The sequence below is a fragment of the Fictibacillus nanhaiensis genome (genome assembly GCF_036213205.1).
GTDB lineage: Bacteria > Bacillota > Bacilli > Bacillales > Fictibacillaceae > Fictibacillus > Fictibacillus nanhaiensis_E.
This window is the reverse complement of the sequence record NZ_JARMFC010000006.1, coordinates 122,090-142,404: the sequence shown is the minus strand read 5'-3', so window position 1 is coordinate 142,404 and position 20,315 is coordinate 122,090. Positions and strand designations below refer to the sequence as shown.

22 protein-coding genes are annotated in these 20,315 nt (G+C 32.6%); 13 read left to right on the top strand and 9 right to left on the bottom strand.

Going from position 1 to position 20,315, the window contains the following annotated elements; all coding sequences use genetic code 11:
- Positions 1-2: 2 nt before the first annotated feature.
- The 9 genes from P4V41_RS07315 to P4V41_RS07275 form a co-directional block, all read right to left on the bottom strand.
- On the bottom strand, positions 3-173 hold the full coding sequence (locus tag P4V41_RS07315; protein WP_328084207.1) for a helix-turn-helix transcriptional regulator: 171 nt from the start codon (positions 171-173) through the stop codon (positions 3-5).
- Positions 174-281: 108 nt separating this feature from the next.
- Positions 282-2,483: an FtsK/SpoIIIE domain-containing protein gene (locus P4V41_RS07310; protein WP_328084206.1), complete on the bottom strand. Its 2,202-nt coding sequence runs from the start codon at positions 2,481-2,483 to the stop codon at positions 282-284.
- Positions 2,484-2,602: 119 nt separating this feature from the next.
- Positions 2,603-3,775: a hypothetical protein gene (locus P4V41_RS07305; protein ID WP_328084205.1), complete on the bottom strand. Its 1,173-nt coding sequence runs from the start codon at positions 3,773-3,775 to the stop codon at positions 2,603-2,605.
- Positions 3,754-4,287 carry a hypothetical protein gene (locus P4V41_RS07300; RefSeq protein ID WP_328084203.1) on the bottom strand — a complete coding sequence of 178 codons (534 nt, stop codon included), beginning with the start codon at positions 4,285-4,287 and terminating at the stop codon, positions 3,754-3,756. Before P4V41_RS07300 ends, P4V41_RS07305 begins: the two co-directional genes overlap by 22 nt.
- A gap of 147 nt (positions 4,288-4,434) precedes the next feature.
- Positions 4,435-4,581, bottom strand: coding sequence for a hypothetical protein (locus tag P4V41_RS07295; RefSeq protein WP_328084201.1), 147 nt, complete (start codon positions 4,579-4,581; stop codon positions 4,435-4,437).
- 120 nt (positions 4,582-4,701) lie between these two features.
- Positions 4,702-5,139, bottom strand: coding sequence for a helix-turn-helix domain-containing protein (locus P4V41_RS07290; protein ID WP_328084199.1), 438 nt, complete (start codon positions 5,137-5,139; stop codon positions 4,702-4,704).
- 218 nt (positions 5,140-5,357) lie between these two features.
- Positions 5,358-5,948 (bottom strand): M23 family metallopeptidase, encoded by a 591-nt coding sequence (locus tag P4V41_RS07285; protein WP_328084197.1) that lies wholly within the window; start codon positions 5,946-5,948, stop codon positions 5,358-5,360.
- 153 nt (positions 5,949-6,101) lie between these two features.
- Positions 6,102-6,329, bottom strand: coding sequence for a hypothetical protein (locus P4V41_RS07280; protein WP_328084196.1), 228 nt, complete (start codon positions 6,327-6,329; stop codon positions 6,102-6,104).
- Complete coding sequence (locus P4V41_RS07275; protein WP_328084195.1) at positions 6,322-7,155, bottom strand: ParM/StbA family protein; 834 nt, start codon at positions 7,153-7,155, stop codon at positions 6,322-6,324. The genes P4V41_RS07280 and P4V41_RS07275 overlap by 8 nt, the downstream gene beginning before the upstream one ends.
- A gap of 252 nt (positions 7,156-7,407) precedes the next feature.
- Between P4V41_RS07275 and P4V41_RS07270 the strand changes: the two genes are divergently transcribed.
- From P4V41_RS07270 to P4V41_RS07210, 13 genes are all read left to right on the top strand, one after another.
- Positions 7,408-7,674, top strand: coding sequence for a hypothetical protein (locus tag P4V41_RS07270; protein WP_328084194.1), 267 nt, complete (start codon positions 7,408-7,410; stop codon positions 7,672-7,674).
- Positions 7,675-7,822: 148 nt separating this feature from the next.
- Positions 7,823-8,008 carry a hypothetical protein gene (locus tag P4V41_RS07265; RefSeq protein ID WP_328084193.1) on the top strand — a complete coding sequence of 62 codons (186 nt, stop codon included), beginning with the start codon at positions 7,823-7,825 and terminating at the stop codon, positions 8,006-8,008.
- Complete coding sequence (locus tag P4V41_RS07260) at positions 8,009-8,815, top strand: hypothetical protein (RefSeq protein WP_328084192.1); 807 nt, start codon at positions 8,009-8,011, stop codon at positions 8,813-8,815.
- Positions 8,816-8,842: 27 nt separating this feature from the next.
- Complete coding sequence (locus P4V41_RS07255) at positions 8,843-11,629, top strand: RNA dependent RNA polymerase (protein ID WP_328084191.1); 2,787 nt, start codon at positions 8,843-8,845, stop codon at positions 11,627-11,629.
- A 169-nt stretch (positions 11,630-11,798) separates the two neighbouring features.
- Positions 11,799-12,065 (top strand): HU family DNA-binding protein, encoded by a 267-nt coding sequence (locus tag P4V41_RS07250; RefSeq protein WP_328084189.1) that lies wholly within the window; start codon positions 11,799-11,801, stop codon positions 12,063-12,065.
- A gap of 177 nt (positions 12,066-12,242) precedes the next feature.
- Positions 12,243-13,499 carry a PhoH family protein gene (locus tag P4V41_RS07245; protein WP_328084188.1) on the top strand — a complete coding sequence of 419 codons (1,257 nt, stop codon included), beginning with the start codon at positions 12,243-12,245 and terminating at the stop codon, positions 13,497-13,499.
- 34 nt (positions 13,500-13,533) lie between these two features.
- Entirely contained in the window at positions 13,534-13,722 is a 189-nt protein-coding gene (locus P4V41_RS07240; RefSeq protein ID WP_328084187.1) for a YonK family protein, read from the top strand.
- A gap of 8 nt (positions 13,723-13,730) precedes the next feature.
- A complete protein-coding gene (locus tag P4V41_RS07235) occupies positions 13,731-14,954 on the top strand; it encodes a hypothetical protein (RefSeq protein WP_328084186.1) in 1,224 nt (407 codons plus the stop codon).
- A 44-nt stretch (positions 14,955-14,998) separates the two neighbouring features.
- On the top strand, positions 14,999-15,163 hold the full coding sequence (locus tag P4V41_RS07230) for a hypothetical protein (RefSeq protein ID WP_328084184.1): 165 nt from the start codon (positions 14,999-15,001) through the stop codon (positions 15,161-15,163).
- A gap of 142 nt (positions 15,164-15,305) precedes the next feature.
- Entirely contained in the window at positions 15,306-15,908 is a 603-nt protein-coding gene (locus P4V41_RS07225; protein ID WP_328084183.1) for a ClpP family protease, read from the top strand.
- A 223-nt stretch (positions 15,909-16,131) separates the two neighbouring features.
- Positions 16,132-17,523 carry a hypothetical protein gene (locus P4V41_RS07220; RefSeq protein WP_328084182.1) on the top strand — a complete coding sequence of 464 codons (1,392 nt, stop codon included), beginning with the start codon at positions 16,132-16,134 and terminating at the stop codon, positions 17,521-17,523.
- 143 nt (positions 17,524-17,666) lie between these two features.
- Complete coding sequence (locus tag P4V41_RS07215; protein ID WP_328084181.1) at positions 17,667-18,524, top strand: hypothetical protein; 858 nt, start codon at positions 17,667-17,669, stop codon at positions 18,522-18,524.
- Complete coding sequence (locus tag P4V41_RS07210) at positions 18,524-20,308, top strand: terminase large subunit domain-containing protein (protein WP_328084180.1); 1,785 nt, start codon at positions 18,524-18,526, stop codon at positions 20,306-20,308. The genes P4V41_RS07215 and P4V41_RS07210 overlap by 1 nt, the downstream gene beginning before the upstream one ends.
- Positions 20,309-20,315: the final 7 nt, after the last annotated feature.

Below are 20,315 nucleotides of genomic sequence, written 5' to 3'. Positions count from 1 at the left end.
TTTTACAATCCCAAAATATCAACCCACTTGTTGTATATATGTAAAGGAATCTTCCGTTCGCCTTTTTCCATTAAACTTATGTATGTCTTACTAACGTTCAACTCTGATGCAATATCCATTGCTTGAATCTCTTTAATAATTCTTTGAATCTTTAATTGTTTACCCGATAACACTAATCACACCTCCTTTGTAAACTGGTTTACCCTCTTAATATAATTGAATAATTGATTTAAGTCAATGCTTTTTAAAATAAAAATAGGGAACAGTCCCTCGACCATTCCCTATCTCCACTTATCCAGTTCTTCATCGCTTGCTACAATACTATATCCTTTCTTCCCTTCCTCTTTTTCTAACCATCCTTCATCGACTAAACACCTCATCAATTCGCTAACTACATTTATTCTTATGCCCAATTCTTGTTGAAGCTCTTTGATTCTTGTTTCTTTATTACTTGCAATTATACGTTTCAATTGATCAATCGGTTTTTCTTGTTTAACCAAACCTATACCCTCTAATCTTTCCTCGCTAAATAGTTTAGCTATTTCCTCACATACTTGAACCTCTTTCGTATCATCAACTGTGATAACTGGACTTTGAAATCTCATAAACTCCTTTTGTTGCCCTTCTATTCTTGCAACACCATCTCCTTTACCAAGTAATGTGTAAGGAATACCTGAACCAAAGACAGTCTTATAAGAGGTATTACTTTTCAATCTAAAGCTAATCTGTGAAGGTAAGTTTTCTTTAATAATACTACTCACTACATCAGCTAACGGATATTGAGTAGCGATAATCATATGAATGCCAGCAGCTCTTGCTTTTCCACCGAATGTTTGAATATATCCCTCCACTTCAGGATGTTGATGGAACAAATCGGCATACTCATCAACTACCACGACAATGTACGGTATTTTGTTTTTGGCTTTCTTATTGTATTCGCTTATCTTCTTGTATCCTGCTTTAGCCATTTTCTCATAACGGGATTCCATTTCTAATTCAAGTGAAGCAAAAACAATCGCTGCCTCACTCATATCTGTAATTACTTTTTGCACTTGAGGGAATGAACCGAATTGTTTAAACTCAACTTTCTTTGGATCTATTAGATACATCATAATCTCTTTTGGATTCATTACAATTAAAATCGTTAAGATTAGTTGATTAAGAAACTTTGACTTACCTCCTCCCGTCTGACCTGCCACAAGTAAATGAACAATCTCGGCTAAATCCACACATATTAAATTTCCAACAGGATCGACTCCAATTATAAACGGTAACTGTGCTTTTTTAGAAAACTCTTCAAATTCCTTTGTCATCATTAGTTCTTTAAGATGAACTGTATCTCTTTCATTGCATGGAACTAATATTGATATTGTTTCAGGCTCTTCACCATGCTCAATTGAAAATGAATCTGTGCCGAATGCATTCTGCAAGTCCTCAGTTTTCTTTTTTATTTCTGTGTAATTTACTCCTTCTGGTAATTTGACCGTTATTTTCTGCAATGTTGCTCCTTGTTGAACGCTGACAATTTTAAACTTAGTGTTATTTTTCAATCCCACCCTCTTTATTGATTGTAGAAGTCGTTTTCCAATAGTAGCGTCATCAAACGGTCTTTCCTTTTTAACTCCAACTGGTAACATATCTATGAAGTTCGTTGATGTTCTTTCGCTACTCACCTCTTCCAAAGAATTCTCAATCGCATCCTGTATCAACGGTTTCACTTCTGCTTTATATTCACCGAGCAACATACATTTCAACTCAGATTCACAAAGTATCTGACCATTTGCGTATTGTGAAAACTCTCTTTGTCTCATATTTTCGTGATAATCTATCCGTTCAAACGATAATTCATTATAAAAATCCATATTTTTGATGATTTTTTGTAGTTTTTCTTCAAAAATATCCGTTTTTTCACTCAAAATTGCCACCTTTATCTCAAATTTGTACCCTTTTTCAAGGATTTTCAGTTCAATTTCGGGAATATATTCACGTTTCATATTGTAATTGGCTACTTTAGATAACACTTTAATTGCATTTGTTTGAAAGGATCTGATTAGTGAACTACTAAAAGGTAAATCATTTCCTTCTAAATAACTTTTATACTGCTCAATGAATTGTTTTTTGTGATTGTCTTTTAGCTTCTGGAATACCAACTGAACATGAACAGATTCATCTATCGCTGCAATCTGTTTAAATAGGCTAGATGATTCGTTGATATATAGTGGTAAGAATGATGGTTTATCAAGTGTGATTCGGTAATGCGAAACTCTGAATTTAGGAAAATAAGGAACTTCCACTGATTCACCTTCTCTATAAAGGGAGGGGGCTACTAAAACACTTTCACCATTGAACAGTTCAAGTGAGTATACCCCTTCCTCTAATAATGGTGAATCAATCAAGGTGTTCAGTTTGCTTTCGGTTAATGGAAAGTTGTAAGCAAGTAATGATTTTGGTTTATCCGTTCCTTTCTTTAAGATTCGTAACATACTAATCTCTACTTTCTCTGAGTTGTTTCGTGTTCATGGCTAATATGATGGTATTGGAAACGATAATTATTGTGTTGTAGATCAAGATAGTTTCTAATCCAGTCATTGATTTTCACCCTTTACGTTAGATTTTTAACAAATCGTTGACCATGTTTCTTTCTTAAACTAGCAATCTTAGTTGCTTTTTCAGCAGCAGACTTTGCTAATAATGCTCTAGGATTTTTAAATACTGCTAATTCAACTCCTTTCTTTAACATGCTTGTAGTACGATTTGCTGACTTCCCTAAACTTTCATCTCCAATATCTATACGTTGCTTAACTAAAGTGGGGGCATTTGCAAGTCTGAAAAATCCTCCTGCGATAATTAACAGTTTGACGAGGAATGAGCTTCCACTAGTTGCAGGTATTCCGAATATAATCAATCCCATGATACTAATGAATGTTGCAAATACTAATTGGATAGATGCTAAGTGTTTAATTCTATGCCACCATTTTGAGAACAAATATTTGTAGTCATCAAATACATAACAACTAAGTGCTAATGGTGTCATGACTGTAAGGAATGTTAGGTCGAAAAACCTACGTGCATTTTGAAAGATTATCGGTACAACTAAAGCAATAAGCATTACATCGAATCCTAAAAGTACAGTTGTATCAAATCCACTTAGTTTTTCATAGCTCATCATTCCTTCAGAACGAATACCTGCCGAACCTATTTTTGTAATAGATTCTGTTGCCCAATTGATTAAAGCGAAACTCTGTTTGAATAAGAATGGTGCAAATCCTGTTCCGACTACTGCTACTCCATATCTCTTTAAGATAGATTTAAAGTCTGTGTGATCTCGTTTAGTAATCTTTTTAATGGATTCAATCATTGTAAGAACAGTTACTATGCCCATTGCTACGAATGAAAACGTCATTGTTGCGTCTCTAAGGTAAGGATTGTCAAATATGAATAGTGGGGTTTGAATTAACATCATCAGCAACTCATAAAGTTTAGCTAGTAGATTAACAGACAGTTGAGCAATAGTTTCTGGAAGGTGCGAGAAGAAATTTACTGTAGTGTTGACCATATCAGCTAACACATTCCACTTTTCAAAGAATTCTTTCATTTCTGTAGCTTTTTCAGTCTTACCAATCATATGACCGAGTGGTGCTTTAACACTAGTCACCTTTTCCATCAGTGTTTGTGCTGAAGCTTTAGGTGTATTTGCAAATAGAGATGTAGTAGTTACTGCTGCAAAAGGAATAACGTATAGTTTTGCGACTCTTAGAAAGGTTTCACGAACCAACTTGATCCTGAGAATAGGAGATACGCTGTGTATGCGATTAACATGATTAGTATTGGAGCGAGAACCAACTGTACTGCTCCTTTGATTATGTCGTTCGACCACTCGATTGCTTCTTTCCTCTTTCTGAATATCCTCATAACGGATGCAATTTGAAGACACAGAATAGATAAACCGATTCCTACCATTGCACATATCTTTATCATCCACTGAATTATTTCCATTATCTCGGCAGGTTGCATCATTCCAGTTGCTACTGTAGTAGTTGCTGCAAATGTAGGATTGGTTAGTGCCAATAGTGACACGCATGTTAGGTATGTTAGTCTCAATGTCTTTTTTAATACTTTCCTGTCTTTCTTCTTGAGTTCTTTCACCTCCCTCGGTAGACTTTTGACGAAAAAAACCAAATCGCCAATTGTATTAGATCCATAATTTTGTTTAATTTCTTTTAGAGGATTATTGTACGTTACGTGACTCTCTAACTCTTTGGCGTAAATTTTCAAAGTGAATGTCATTTTCTTCTCCTCCTTTTTTATTCTTTTTATCTTTCATCTCGAAATTGTGAAATCGCCTAACTCCTTCTGAAAGAATTAAACCTACCGACATGCAAGTAGACACTTTGATCAATATTACTGCTACAAACATTACGCCTGGTGTCATCTCTACATCCCCTTTACTCGATAATGTTTGAATCCGTTTCTATTCTTCTTAATTAATTCCAAAGTTACCAATCTCTTAGTTCTTTTGTAAGTAAGTACACTCGATACCAATACACACGCTGATTGTATGCAGATTAATGTTCCGATCATCTTAAATTCCTCCTGTTTGTTTTGATAATACATTGTATTCAAGTGTATGATTGTTGAAAATTGTCCTACTACAATAATTTTCAAAAGTTGTAAACTTAACAAAAATAAAAAAAGAGCGAACTACTTGTCGCTCTCTTCTCTGTAAAACATTTCATCTAAAGGTGGAAAATTTAACGCAGCATGGATTCTGATCAAATGATCTGATGTCGGTTGTACGTGATTATTCATAATAAGACTAATATTACTTCTATCAATACCAGTAATCGATGCCATTTCCAATTGTTTAATCTTTTTCTCTTTCATGATTTCCTTTATTCTATTTTTAAGAACTCCTTTCGGTATCTTTTTATTGATACCTGTTAATTTGGGATTTAAATTTTCTATTTTCTCTATTTCACGATTTACCGATCCCCTAATAAAGTTTTCCAATGCACCTTTCTTCCAGTCTTCGTTTTTGTAAATTTTATGATAGGTGTTGATGAATTGAATAAAGTTGTTAATCTTTTCAATCACTTCTTTATCAAAGCCTAATTCAATTGAAATTCTTTCTTTTTCCATGAATATTCCTCCTAATTATTGTTCAACCTATACTCAAGGAGATGATGAACATGCTAATTTTCAAAAAAGATGACGGGCAATCAGTTGAAGAGTACATTTCAGAAACCATTGAAAAGGGAAGATAATATATGAGTATGAATTGGTTCACTTACAAAAGACCAACTTGGGAAATTTACCTTGAAAATGCAAGTGAAGATGTAATTAGACGCACAGGCTTATCAAGAGAACAACTTAAACAAGTTTTGGAAGTGCTCTATGATGAGCGAATAATCAATTGAGAAAAGTAAATTAATCAAGTTTAACTTGATTTCCATAAACGATGAGTAGATGTCATTATTGAACCAATCGGAAAATGAGAAATTCTTTTGAGATACAGTTTCATGTTTAGCGATTAATTTATTTAAAAATGATGGATCATTCATATGTTGCAAAGCATCGCTGTAGGGAGACGGGTCAATAAACCGCCCGTCTTCTTTTAATCCAAAGTGAAGGTGATATCCACCATGCCTTCCTACAACATGACCACTGTTTCCTGAATATCCGATTATATCTCCAGCTCTAACGGAATCCCCTACTTTGTATTTTCCGTATTCAGATAAGTGACCATAGATAGCTGTCTTTCCATCTTCCCATTTGACAAAAATACCCTTTCCAACATTCTGTGATTTGTAGTCAACAATTTTAGAAATTGTTCCATCTTTTAATGAGCGTAAAGGTGAATGATTTGGCATTGCTAAATCCAAACCGTTGTGACCATGTGAACGGAATGTTTCGTGTTGTTGAAATTTTGATGTGATGTTGTATTTCATTTTTAATTCCACTCCTAATTTTAAACTTGTTACCGCATTCTTGCACTCTTCAAAATCACGTTACCTCGGTAACGAAAAACGATAGAATGCGGTGGGTAACGTTCGGGTAACATTTTGCGGTAATGAAAATTGAGATGTCGGGTAACGAAAATTTCAGATTAAATTACTGAGATATTCTTGATTGATTTGTTGTTTACTAGACAAGTTGTTTACTGGTTTAGTTGGTTGATTATAGACAGGTTGTTGTTCGTTTAGCAAGGATTGTAATAGCAGTCGCTTAACATATCCTGAGAAGTTAGGCAGCTTCATACTTTCTTCATACATCTGATACTCATGAGGATCATCCAAGTTAAAGCTGATTGGTCTGATTTTTCTACTCATAGATGCTCACCCCTATATTGTAAAATGCAACCGCATTGGCGTAGATGGAATCTGCATATTCGTTGTTGTGAATCGGCAGTAGTTGATTTGCGTTTGGAAAGTATGCACTTAAATATGAACAAGCAGTTTCAGATATGCCTCCTACAATTAATACTGTGTCTTCTCTGCTCCACTTCTTAGAAACGTTCGATACTATACCTCTTGCCATTTGATACAAATCGTTACTTTTATTAGTGTTGCAACCAAATGACAATGTACCTGAATCTTTATCTATAAATTTGTTGTCTAGAATAGTTGCATAATTAATTGTTGCACTTCCAATGTCTAATATTCTAACAAGTCCTTCGTGTGATAATGACGAATAGTAAGAACTTGCTCCTTCGGCAGCAATTTGACAGTCAAGAATGTAGAAAGTTTTTTCGACTCCATTTACAGAGATAGTGTGCGATCCTTTTACCATAGTCTTTATAAACTCTTTTTCTTCCTGAGTGTGCTTAGAAATAGGCTGACCTAATACCAGTTTGAACCGATTATAATTCAGCCTGTATTTTGTTAGATACTTGTGGATTCCAATAAGTACCCTGAGAAGCGTATCACTATGAGCTTTTGAATCGCCCATGATACTTCCGCAAAATTCAGACTCGTATAAAGCTAACGTACCAGCAAAACCCTTTCTTCCATTGTGTTCAAAGTAAATATCATCCTCTCCATGTTGTTGTTTTAAATTCAACTCCCTTGCTTCCCCTATTGCTGAAGGAAATTTCAACAATCCAAATTGCGAGCAAATTTTAATTGAACTATTCCCTGCATCTACCCCTAGAATCATAGTAATACCTCCTTATATATTGGAGTAATACAGTCAAGCAATGACAAGTTTACTCATGTTTGTCTGTATTACATAATGTGATACTTGAGATATACATATGGAGTGGATTAGTTGTGATTGCACGTACATATTGAAAAATTACAAATTAATTTAAAGTTTTTTATAAATTTACAATTTATTCTTGGAATTGATTGACTTAAGTAAATTATTCAATTATACTCAAGTCAGAACCTATAGATTGGAGGTGAGTAAATGAGCAGAAGCAAGGAAGAAATGGAAACCGTACTTGTCTACAATTACGCTGACAACACATGGGATTGCTACAGTAATGTACCAAAGCATATTCGTAAACTAATGTCAGTTGGTGAAATGAGAATCCTAGAATCAGAGGATGATCGACCTGTAGCAGTTAGAGGAACATTAAGTGAAAAGCAAGTCTCTATGAAGAATGTCAGGGTTATGTCTGAAGAACAGAAGCAAAAAGCTGCTGAAAGAATGAAATCTTTACATAAGAAATAAGTTGCCGTTTTTTATAAATGAACTATAAGGAAAAATTTATACATAGTAGCTAGGAATAGTAAGACACTCGGAGGGTATGAAGTACATTTCAAACCTAATGAAATAGGAATAAAATCGAACGTAGAATTGAAGTCAGGAGGTGGAGACAGTGAAGAATAGATGGAGAGCATCTGAGGTGATTGCATACTTGGAAGACAAAATTCAAGGAGGCATTGCTACACAAGAAGAATCAGTAATTTATGAAGACTTTCATTGGTCTGGGAAATTAGATAGAACAAATTACGCATTAAAATCAGTGATTGCTGAAATGAAATCAGAGTATGAAGGAGAATAAATGAACAAAAATGATGATTACTACGGAATCATTTATAAGATACATAATATAAAAAACAATAAAGTGTACATAGGTCAAACCACAAGAAAAACAGGTTTTAAAGGTAGATATGAAGCACAAGGTGAAGGGATTGAAAGACTTTTTAATTCTTTTGAAAGAAAACTAAGATATGGTGAGAATATAAACAACTACCTTTACTCTTCAATTAAGAAAAATGGATTCGATTCATTTAGTGTAAATGAAGAATTTGATTTTGCATTTAATAAAGAAGAACTAGATACAAAAGAAAAATATTGGATTAAATATTATAGATCAAGTGAGAAAGAATTCGGGTACAATCAAACAATTGGCGGAGATGGATTTTATTATGGAAAGACCGCCTTTAAGATGAAATTAGGCAAAACAAGAAAGCCTATAATTTGTTTGAATACTGGAGATATCTTTCTAACCGCACGAGACGCAGAAAAGAAAACAGGGATAGTCGATACTATTATCCGAAATATATGTAACGGAAAAATTAAATCGGGCTTATCTTTCTCAAAAGTATATAATAAGAAATTATCATTTAAGTACATAGAAAAAGACATTCCAAATATTCAAAAGCCAGTTATATGTATAAATACAGGTAAAACTTATGTTTCTGCTAAAGAGGCTGCGGTTGACGTTGGAATGACAGATCCATACAGAATAACAAAAAATTGCATCGGAATGGCAAATTCAGCAGGAAGATGCAATGAATCTAACAAGAAGCTTGTTTGGGCGTTTGCTTTAGATTACCTAATTGAAAATGAAATAAATTTAAAGTAAATTAATCAATTGTAAAGGAGTGACTTAATGACATTAGATAATCTGATTTATATTTACAGCGTTGACACTTCATCTTTTTATACTGATAAAGAGTATAAAATCGACCAACAATTAATAAAAACTAAGCAATACAAAGCTATATTGAAAGAAATATTGAAACCATTAAAAAAATTCAAAGATGAATCAAACAAACTGCTTGAAAAACAAGATGAATCAGATGTTGAAACTGAATTAAAGAATATTGAGATTGAACTTTTACAATTCATAAATAAAAATAAAATATTCTACAATCAAATTGATGAATACATCATTTACAATGAGGATGAAAACAAATATCAAACGAATCCAAAATCAATTTTACATATTTCAGAACAGTATCTAAATAAATACATCAATGAATTAAAGTACCAGTTAGAGTCCGAAGGATTAAACCATAAGGGGAAGCGAACCCTTAGACAAGAATCGTTAAGAGACTCAAATAAGATTTCTTTATTTGAGTCCACCCTAACCCGTAGCCTAAATATTCACGCAGATGAATTAACGACAGAAATTATTGTGGTCAGAGCTTACAGATATTCTATTTTTGAAGATTTAATAAAAAACGGATTTATCTTAAACGGAGAAGAATTTGAGTATTTTTCAAGTTCTGCTGGTCAAATAAGAAATAAAAAATCTTGCTTCGTAAGATCACAATCATTAAATAAAAATAAGCAAGAAGTAAGAAACAAATTAATGTGTGGTTTATCAGTAAATAAAATAAATAAGAAAGGAGGAATTAATCAAAATAAATTCCAGGCGTACTTAAGTTTGACCAACTCTGCTTCAAAAACATGGAACGATTTTAATATTGATGAAGCCATTGTTGTTGATGATATGGAGTTGGAAGTTACTGGACTTGTAGATTTAATAAATCACGAAACCTACAAGATTAAAAGAGTTGAAAAATCAATTCCAATAAATTTTATGGATGGTGCCGGCTTAATTTTACCTACACAATCTAATAAAAGTTTTCAGTTCAGAATGCCATTTTTCAAAGGACTTTTGATCCCCTTTGATTATTTAAAATTTATTGGAAAGTATCCTGATGCTAAGTGCATCGTAAAAGATATTTATGGTAAAGAGTATGACGTAATAAAGGACAATATAAATATCATCTTTACAAAATCTCAATTCAAACTTCATTCCTATTATAAAAGTTGGGATGAATATAAGTCCTATTTTAAACAATTCCATTGTGAATCATCTATATGTAAAGTGGAAGAAACTATTTTTGAAGATAAGCCAATTAATTATCAAATGATACAGAGCTTGAATTTTTCAGATGCCGAACTAAAGCAGTTATCAAGTAAAACTGTTTCGGATATTTTAGACATTGGTGAGAATAAAGATACTATGCTTAGACTTTTAGGGGCAGATGGCTCAAATTCTAAAAAAAATTATTTTCAAAAAGCACTATCCTTATATCCACAGTTATTAAATGACGAACACAGTAAACAAACCATTAAAGACAGAAAAAAGAGCCTAGTGAAAGAGGCTAAGTCAGGCAAGATTTTACTTGAAGGTACTAAAAGAGCATATATTTCACCTGATTTGTTTGCCTTTGCACAGTGGCTATTTGCTGGAATTGAAAGTCCGAATGGTCTACTTGAAAATGGCGAAGTTAGTTGTAAACTTTATGATAATGGTAGAAAAATAGATGTTTTGCGTAGCCCTCACCTCTTCAGGGAACATTGTGTAAGACAAAATGTTTTAAATGGTGAAACTGATGAATGGTTTGTTAGCAACTGTATCTACACTAGCGTTCACGATATGATTTCAAAGCAACTTATGTTTGATGTGGACGGGGATGACGCTTTAATTGTGAGTGATCCGCTATTCGTCAACAGAGCTGAAAGACAAATGACTAATACTGTGCCTTTGGAATATACACTGGCTACAGCTAAAAAGTCTAGGATTTCAAATGAGAATATCGTGAATAGCTTAAAGGCTGCTTACTCAAAAAATATCGGAGAGATAAGCAACCTCATTACAAAGATATGGAATTCTAATACTGCATTAAAAAAAGATGAAATCAACCTAATTAAAATTCTTTGCATGGAGAATAATGCAGTCATAGATTATGCAAAAACACTTTGGATGCCGAGTAGATCAGATGAGATTTCAAAAAAGATTAAAAAATTCACACAGAAAAAAGTTCCATTCTTCTTTCAATTTGCCAAAGATAAAGAAGTTAATAAGGTTGAGGAAATTAATCAAAGCACATTAAACCGATTGACAACAGCGATTCCAAACAAGCGAATTAATTTTATTAGTATTGCTGGAAAATTTGACTACAAACAATTAATGAGAAACAAACGACAAAAAACAGATGATGAGTTAAGCCGAAAAATAATACAGTTATACATAGAAGAAGATCATAGCAAATCATGGGAAATTAAAAATCAACTAAACGACAATGACAAAATTAATATGCAAACTGAATTAAAAGTATATAAAGAAATCAGGAAAAAGTTGCTTGAACTTGCAGACAATCCTTTTTACATCTCTGATGTACTTGTGAAATTTCTGTTTAATGAAAAGAACAGTAAACATAAAGATACCTTATGGAGATGTTTCGGAAAAGAGATTGTTAGAAACATAGAAAATAACGTACATGGAATGAAAAAGTGCATGGAATGCGGAACAGAGATTGAAAAAGTAAAAGCAAAAAGATTTTGCGAAAACTGTGCAAAAGAAAACCATAAAAAGTCAAAGCGTGAAAATTGGCATAAAAATAAATCAAGCACTAGACAAAATAAACACATTGAAAATTAAGTGTTTAGCGCAATCATTGATACACCAACGTTTCCGCCATTTTTCAAATATTACCGATAATGGTCTATAAGGGAAAAGGCGAAAACTAACGGCACTTTAAGGGTTATTAGCCTTTTCCCAAAACATTTTAAACAAATTATTTAAAAGGATAAACAAGGAGGATACATAAATGAACAAGAAGGAATTAGTTTCACTTATCGCTACAAAATTGGATGTCACAAAGAAGGATGCAGAGGTTGTTCTTAATGTGGTATCTGAATCAATCGTAGAAGGTTTAGTTGAACATGGTCAAGTTAAGACTGATCTAGGTATTTTTAAAGTAGCTGATAAAGCAGCACGTACAGCTCGCAATCCAAAAACTGGCGAAGAGATTAACGTACCAGCTAAACGTGTTCCTACACTTAAAGTGAGTAAAGCATTTAAAGAAAATTTTTAAACATAAATTATTCAATTAATATATGAACAAAAGGTGTCTCACCGCCATTAAGGGTGAATACTAAAAATTTTGGTAGAGCATCCAAATAAAAGAAAGCTCAATTGTATTCTGTGGTTACGCATGGGAGGATATGTTCCTCCCACCACAACAAAAATCTACCCAAATGAGGTAACTATTATGGATAAACTCGTATGCTTGGACACAAATGTACTATTGGAGAATCCAGAAATTATACATGATTATAGAGTTGTGGTTTTAAGTCACGTTATTCGTGAATTAGAGAAACATAAATTACATATGAATAAAGATTTGGCATATAGAGCTAGACGAGCAACAAGATATTTAAAGCAACATCAGGATAATGTAGTATTTGATTTCATGGACTACCAAGTTCAAGATTTACGTTTAGATGAAAACTATACTGATAATAAAATTATCGAAGCTTGCTTACAGAAGAACTACTCTTTACTTACCTTTGACTTATTACTTGATATTAAAGCAAGAGGATATGGTATTGAAGTTCTTGATGTTGAATCAAAAGGCTATAGTTTTGATGAATACACTGGAGTACATGAAATCTATATATCATCATCTAGTGAAGATCAAGAGTTATTAGCTAGTCTATATGAACTACCAGAAAGAAATGTATTCAACTTATCTCTAAATCAATATCTGTTCATTTGGGATAAAGAGAAACCTACTTATAACGATAATGGCATTCCTAACGGATATGAATTTATTGATAGTTTTAAATTTGATGGTGAGAAATTAATTAAACTAAAGTATAAACCTCTACACAGTAAATTTACTGGAGACAAGGTTAAACCAATTAATAAGAAACAAGAAATGCTTTTTGACCTACTGCAAAACAAAGACATAACAATTAAAGCTTGCATGGGTAAATATGGTGTCGGTAAGGACTACTTGATGATTCAACATGCTCTCGATCTTATTGAAAGTGGAAAAATGGATAAGATTATTTGGGCTAGAAATAATGTTGAGTTAGCTGATGTCCCTACTCTTGGTATTTTACCTGGTGATAAGAATGAAAAGCTTATTGAATTTGCTATGCCACTCGCAGATCATGTTGGTGGGATTGATGGTTTAGAGATGTTACTTAGACAACAGAAGATTGAAATTCAACATTTGGGAAGTCTGCGTGGTCGTGATATCAAAAACTCAATAATTTACGTGACTGAATTTCAAAACAATACCAAGGAACATGCAACATTATTAGTTGGTCGTGTAGGTCTTGGTTCTCAGTTATGGTTAAATGGTGATTTGAAACAGACTGATAAAGATGTTTACAAGAATAATAGTGGACTCAAGGCTTTACAAAAGTTAAAGGGACAGCATCTGTTCGGACTTGTGACACTAGATAAAACTGAACGTAGTGACACTGCTAAATTAGCGGAGTTGTTAGACGAAGAGTAAATTATTTAAAGGAATTTAAGGAGGATTTACAAAAATGGCTAAAAGATTAAAATCTGTGCAGCTAAAAGGTCTTTTCGATATGGGTGTAATGGAAATTGAGGAAGCGACTAAAGATTCAATTAATACATATGACTTAAAAGATCTTTTATCTGAATTTGACGGGAAAACAATAACAATTAGCATCAAAGAAGAAGACGAACTTCCCGTTAAAGATAACGAGTAGGTGATTGAATGACTGATTCTATTCTAAAAAGAAAAGATGGAGAATCTGAATTCGATCATAAAGTTCGCTTGTGTCTGTCTAAATTAAATAAAGAGATTGATTTAGACTGGTCTGAGATCATTGATTATCTTAAACTAAATTGCTCACCTGACCACTTGCGAAAGCTATCTTATGCATACAAGGAAATGACCGAAAACCTACATAATAAACAAGTTGAGAATATTGAAGATGAGGAAATTCTTGATAAACTAACTCAAAAGAAACTTGAACTTCAGATGGAAAGAGTTAAATTATCTTCGACTAAAAATGAAATTAATAAATGGGTTCGTGATCAAGGTCGCTCAGAATTGTTCTACGAGCAGTATTTAGAAATACTTTCTAAACGCAATCTTCCAGAAGTTCCAAATTATAAGATTTCGTATAATGTGACTGATAGCGATTGGGTTTTAAACTTTGCAGATATTCATTATGGTAAGGAACTTAAGATATTTGGACTTGAAGATGAACTTCTTGCTGAGTACAATGTAGAAATTTTTGAAAATCGTATGTGGGATTTACTTAATCAAGTACTACATAAAGTAGAAAAAGAAAACATTAAACATTTAAATGTCTTCAATCTAGCAGATAGTATTGATGGAATTCTTAGAATGTCAGCTTTACAATCACTTCAATTGGGAATTATGGACTCTCAAATGGGATTTGCAGACTTCATGGTTGTGTGGCTAAATGAATTATCTAAACATGTTTATGTAGATTATTATTCTACTCAAGGTAATCATGATGAAATTCGTCCACTAGGATCAAGCAAAGGTGACTTCCCTAATGAGAATGTAGCTAGGATTATCAATTGGCATTTGGAGAGTATGTTAGAAAAGAATCCAAACATAACTATACATAAAAATAAACCACTTGTTTATGTGGATATTGTAGGTACTAAAGTATTAGCTACACATGGTCAAGATGAGAAGAATCTTCAAAATTCAATCCGAGATTACACTACTACATATAATAAGAAAATACATATGCTACTAACTGGTCATTTACATAATACTCACACTAAGACAGTTGGAATGGATGGAATGCAAAATATTGAGTTCTATCAACACCCTTCCATCTGCGGAATTGATGATTATAGTATGAAATTGAAGAAGACTGCCCCTGCTGGTGCTACAATGATGAAAATTGTTCGTGGTCTAGGGAGAACAGAAACTTTTGATTTTAAATTAAAGTAAAGGTCGTGCTTAATGCAACCATTAGATCTAAAAAATGAGGAAGTATGCTGTCTACCTGTCACATGATTCATGATATGGCTACAGATATAGTTAGTTCGGATTCTTTTGATGACATTATTGGTATCCTTCAAGCTCTACATGATATCGCTTTTGAAAACGGGCAACGTGAATCCTTAATTCAAGATATTGAACTTAAGATGAGCATATAGATGATATGGATGGACATTGTGATTGTGAAGAAGATTGCGGAGATTGTGAATTATAAAAGTTTATTTTAAGTAAATTATTTAATTATAGGTATGATGGGTAACAAACTCATCCGATGCCACACTTAAGAGGAGTGTGGATACTTTGAAAGAGATTAGTTTTGATAAACAGTATATGGAAATTATTCAAGAATTACCGAACTCGATTGAAGAATACCAAAATTGGCTAGGTCTAAAAGAACGTAAGATATACCTAAATAGTGAAGTAGATTTAAGTATCATTAATAAAGCTGTTTATTGGATTCTGAGATGGAATGATGAAGATAAAGGCAAAAGTCCAGATGAAAAACAAGAAATCACTATCTACATCTCATCAAATGGTGGATGCGTGGTGTCAGGTCTTGCATTGATTGATGCAATTAAATCGTCAGAGACAAAGGTAGTCACTGTTGGAATTGGAGTTTGTGCTTCAATGGGAGCTTTATTGCTAATTGGCGGTCATGAGAGAAAATGTTATGAAAATACTACAATTCTTCTTCATGATGGAAGTTTACAACTTTCCTCAAGTTCAAAGAAAGCTAAACAGACAATGGCTTATTATGATGGTTTAGATGAGAGGCTGAATAAATTCATTCTAGATAATACGAAAATTAGTGCTGAACTCTACAAAGAAAAAGAAGACGAGGAATGGTATCTCTTTGGAGATCAGGCACTAGAGCTGGGCATTGTGGACAGTCTTATTGAATAAGGTGAGCAAATGAATTCTAAAATTATAATCAAGCCTTCTATAGCAAGAACACTTTTACATAAAGGTAATAAAATAATTGACATAAAGCCAAACAGATTAAAGCCAAATGAATCAGTATTTGTATTCGAAAGCACAGAAAAACTTAAAAATGATTTGACTGCTATTACTTTTAAATAGCAGTCTTTTTGTTTTAAAAAACTCGTATAAAAAGGTGGATAAAAAATTGTCTAAATCATTTGTGTATCAAGAGGTATTAAATTTTGTAGAGTCAAAAGGTTGTTCACTGATCACACCATTTGAAGAATTTAAAAATAAAAGTGAAACAATAAGTATTAAAAGCAAGTGCTGTGATGAAGGAATAATTAAAACAAGATTTAATGACTTTTTAAAAAGAAAATACTATTGCTGTAAAAATTGTATAAAAGAGTGGCAAAGAAAAGAAATTTACGGAGCCTTCAAATTATTTGTTGAAATTGATAGCAATAGTGGATGTGTACTTATATCATCTCTGGAAAACTATAAAAATAGTACAAGTAAATTGTTATTAAGATGTCACTGCGGTAACGAATTTTCAACTACAAGCTCAATGTTTACACACTCAAACAAAAGACAGTGTAATGATTGTGGTTATATTAATAGAGGGCAAGCTACAAAAATTCCATATGTAGAAGTAGAAGAATATTTATTAAAATTCAACTGTAGATTACTAACTAGCTTTGAAAATTATAAAAATGCATCGCAAAAATTAGACATCGAATGCTCTTGCGGAAACCCTTTTGAAAATACATTTTCATTATTTAAATACGGAAAAACTAGAAGATGTAACGAATGCTACAGAAAAGAACTTTCTGAAAGAAAGACTATACCCTACTTCGATATAAAGGATTATGTTGAAAACATAAGTGAATCTAATTGTAAAATAATTACTCCAGAAGACGAATATATAAATTCTAGACTAAACATAGATTTTCAATGCGGTTGTGGAGAATTATTCAAAACTAGTTTTCATGAGTTTAAGTCTGGTGGAAAGCGTCAATGTAATGAATGTGGCAAAGGACTACTTAAAGTGGCTGATTTTATTAACATTTTTAGTAATCAAGAAGAAGTTGAGCATTGTAAATTAATAGAATTTGAAAGTCAAGAAGGGTATATTCACGCTAGGCATATCCTTACCCTACAATGTCAATGTGGAGAATATTTTCAGACTCCTAGATACCACTTCCTTAGAAATAAAAAGAAATGTGATATATGCTCATCTTCAATTTCAATGGGCGAGCTGAGAATTAAGAAGTTTTTAGACAGTGAAAATATTGTACATGAAAGAGAGTACAGTTTCAGTGACTGTAGGGGTATTCGTAAACCATTACCTTTTGACTTTGTGCTAATGCAATCTAATGAAGTACATACGATTATTGAATATGATGGAAGACAACATTTTAACCCTTCAAATTTCGGAGGCTGTTCCGATGAATCTGCAATGCTGTCTTTCCAAGACTTAAAAAGAAATGATCAAATCAAAAATGAATATTGTGAGAAAAATAATATTAAGCTTATCCGCATTCCCTATTGGGACTTTGATAACATAGAAGAAATTTTAATTAAAGAACTTTTTTAAACAAATTATTCAATTATAAAATAAATCTAACCCTAATTTTATTAAGAACTTTCACTCAACACATCTCCCCTGCTCTACTTGAAGAGATGTGTTGGAATGAGAGTTTTTTATTTTTTTCAAAGGAAAACAAGGTGGTGGTTACAATGGAAGGAAAAAAAAGTAAATGTGCTTGTTGCGGAAATTTAAAATCTCCAGGAGATTTTTATTATTCTAGCTCACCGTTTCACAAATTAACTGGAAAACTTCACGCATGTAAACAGTGTATTTGGGATCAAGTTGGTGACAACTATAATGACTTAGGTCTGGTGAAAACCACATTAAGAAGATTAGATAAGCCATTTATTCTTCACTTGTGGCAATCATCTATTTCAGAAGCAGAAAAAGCAAACAAAAATATATTTAAAATATATATGAAAAATTTAGGATTACGTCAAAATAGAGATTTGACTTGGGAAGAAAGCGAAACTCCTTCTGAAAAAGTAGTTGATCTTAAAGAAGATGATTCATACCAAACAACCTCAAATTCCCCATCAACAAATGATGAGTTAAAGAAAAAATGGGGCTCATCTAATTTATCCGGTGATGATATTGAATATCTTGAGAACTTTTACAAAGAGTATTCTCATAATTATGCAACAGACACACCTGTTCAAATTAACTTGTATCGCAACATTGCTAAAGTTCATTTACAAGCTGAGAAAGAGTTGTCTTCAGGTAATATAAAAGTATTTAAAGATTTAATGGAGCTATCTTCAAAATTACATAATGACGGAAATATAAAACCAATTCAATCAACTGGTGCGAATGACGATAAAGGTTTGTCTGCATATGGGCTTTGGATTAAAACTATAGAAAATGATGAGCCTTGTGAGTTTTTTGAAAATAAACCAATATATCAAGACTACGATAAATTTCAAGAATATATTGATAAATGGTTTGTTCGTCCGTTTAAAAACATTTTTAACATTTCAAAAGACTTTAATGTTAAGGATGACAACTAATGGCTGGAATAAAAAACTATGAAGTTGGACGTAATAAAAACTCAAAAGGTCAAAACTATTTAGATAAGGTTAAAAGTGTTGATAAAACAAAAGACAATTTATCAAAAAGCGATAATATGCGAACTCAAATTAAGAAATGGACTACTTTTTATAGGCTGAATTTACATAGATTTATAGAACATTATTTCGGCATCGAATTATTTTTCTTTCAAAAATTATTACTTTTCTTTATGAATCTCAATACTTTTTTCATGTTAATCGCAGCTCGTGGACTTTCAAAATCCTTCATGATTGCGATTTTTGCATGTTCAAGGTGCGTACTATATCCTAACACAAAGGTAATAATTGCAAGTGGCGTTAAAAAACAAGGAAAATTAATAATTACTGAAAAAATTGAAAAAGAATTGATGCAATATCCAAATCTAGCTAGAGAAATAAAACAGATAAAAAGTTCATCAAATGATGCTTCAGTAATTTTTCATAATGGATCAACAATTGAAGCGGTAACTTCTAGTGAAAACTCAAGGGGGTATCGCGGAAACATCCTAATTTTGGAAGAATTTCGGATGATTGATGAAAATATCCTTAATACGGTACTGAAACCTTTTCTAAACGTATTTAGGCAGCCTCCATATTTAAAGAAAGAAGAATACAGTCATTTAACTGAAGAAAATATTGAGGTATATATTTCATCAGCTTGGTACACTTCGCATTGGATGTGGAAATCCATGCAGAATGCAAGAGATATGATGTTAAAAGGAAAAGATACTTTTGTATTTTCATTGGACTACTTAACTTCAATTCATCATGGGCTATTGAGTAAAAAAAGAATTCAGAAAGAAAGAGACAGTTCTGATTTTGATGAAATCGGCTTTATGATGGAATATGAAAATTTAATGTACGGTCAGAACTCTAACGCACTATTTAAGTTAGAAGATATAACTAAGAATAGAAAATTAAAGAATCCTTTTTACCCCATTTCTAATGAAGACTATTCTGTGAAAAAGAATAAGAAAAAAGAAAAACTTAGAGATGGTGAAATTAGAGTGATTGGCGTTGACGTTGCCTTAATGGGTGGAAACACTAATGATGCGACTGTAATGACTTGCTTGAGATTAATTCCTAATGGCGACAAGTACTTAAGAAAAGTTGCCTATATTGAAACTATTGAAGGTAGCCACACAGATGATCAAGCAATAAGAATCAAGCAATTGTTTGAAGATTTTCAAGCAAGCTATATAGCACTTGACTGTCACGGAAATGGAATGTCTATATATGACGCACTTGTCAAAGTACTTTATGACGAGCAAAGAGATGTAGAATATGAGGCTTGGTGCTCATTAAACGATGACGAAATGAGAAAAAGAGCGAAGTCGCCTAACCCATTACCAGTTGTGTTTTCAATAAAAGCTGGAAACAGACTGAACCATGAAATAGCAACTTCTTTAAGGGTTAATCTCCAAAGTTCAAATATTGAACTATTAATAAGTGAGATTGAAGCTAAAGATTTTTTATCTGATAAAAAACATTATCAGTCTGCTGGTGTTGAAGGTAGAGTTCAGTATGAGTTGCCTTATTTACAAACAACCTTAATGGTTAATGAGTTAGTTAACTTAGACCATGAAATTGTAGGCGGATTTATTAAAATCAAAGAGAAATCTGGAAAGAGAAAAGATAGGTACAGCTCATTGAGTTTTGCGAATTACCTTGCAAAAGTCTTAGAGGGTGAAAATCTACAATCTGAGGATAACTTTGATGAAGATGATGACTTCATCTATTTTTAATGTGTAA

Excerpts from the sequence above, each read along its gene's own strand:
- P4V41_RS07310 (WP_328084206.1), bottom strand. The coding sequence starts at position 2,483 with ATGTTACGAATCTTAAAGAAAGGAACGGATAAACCAAAATCATTACTT.
- P4V41_RS07300 (WP_328084203.1), bottom strand. The coding sequence starts at position 4,287 with ATGACATTCACTTTGAAAATTTACGCCAAAGAGTTAGAGAGTCACGTA.
- P4V41_RS07295 (WP_328084201.1), bottom strand. The coding sequence starts at position 4,581 with ATGATCGGAACATTAATCTGCATACAATCAGCGTGTGTATTGGTATCG.
- P4V41_RS07290 (WP_328084199.1), bottom strand. The coding sequence starts at position 5,139 with ATGGAAAAAGAAAGAATTTCAATTGAATTAGGCTTTGATAAAGAAGTG.
- P4V41_RS07285 (WP_328084197.1), bottom strand. The coding sequence starts at position 5,948 with ATGAAATACAACATCACATCAAAATTTCAACAACACGAAACATTCCGT.
- P4V41_RS07280 (WP_328084196.1), bottom strand. The coding sequence starts at position 6,329 with ATGAGTAGAAAAATCAGACCAATCAGCTTTAACTTGGATGATCCTCAT.
- P4V41_RS07275 (WP_328084195.1), bottom strand. The coding sequence starts at position 7,155 with ATGATTCTAGGGGTAGATGCAGGGAATAGTTCAATTAAAATTTGCTCG.
- P4V41_RS07270 (WP_328084194.1), top strand. The coding sequence starts at position 7,408 with ATGAGCAGAAGCAAGGAAGAAATGGAAACCGTACTTGTCTACAATTAC.
- P4V41_RS07260 (WP_328084192.1), top strand. The coding sequence starts at position 8,009 with ATGAACAAAAATGATGATTACTACGGAATCATTTATAAGATACATAAT.
- P4V41_RS07255 (WP_328084191.1), top strand. The coding sequence starts at position 8,843 with ATGACATTAGATAATCTGATTTATATTTACAGCGTTGACACTTCATCT.
- P4V41_RS07250 (WP_328084189.1), top strand. The coding sequence starts at position 11,799 with ATGAACAAGAAGGAATTAGTTTCACTTATCGCTACAAAATTGGATGTC.
- P4V41_RS07245 (WP_328084188.1), top strand. The coding sequence starts at position 12,243 with ATGGATAAACTCGTATGCTTGGACACAAATGTACTATTGGAGAATCCA.
- P4V41_RS07240 (WP_328084187.1), top strand. The coding sequence starts at position 13,534 with ATGGCTAAAAGATTAAAATCTGTGCAGCTAAAAGGTCTTTTCGATATG.
- P4V41_RS07235 (WP_328084186.1), top strand. The coding sequence starts at position 13,731 with ATGACTGATTCTATTCTAAAAAGAAAAGATGGAGAATCTGAATTCGAT.
- P4V41_RS07230 (WP_328084184.1), top strand. The coding sequence starts at position 14,999 with ATGCTGTCTACCTGTCACATGATTCATGATATGGCTACAGATATAGTT.
- P4V41_RS07215 (WP_328084181.1), top strand. The coding sequence starts at position 17,667 with ATGGAAGGAAAAAAAAGTAAATGTGCTTGTTGCGGAAATTTAAAATCT.
- P4V41_RS07210 (WP_328084180.1), top strand. The coding sequence starts at position 18,524 with ATGGCTGGAATAAAAAACTATGAAGTTGGACGTAATAAAAACTCAAAA.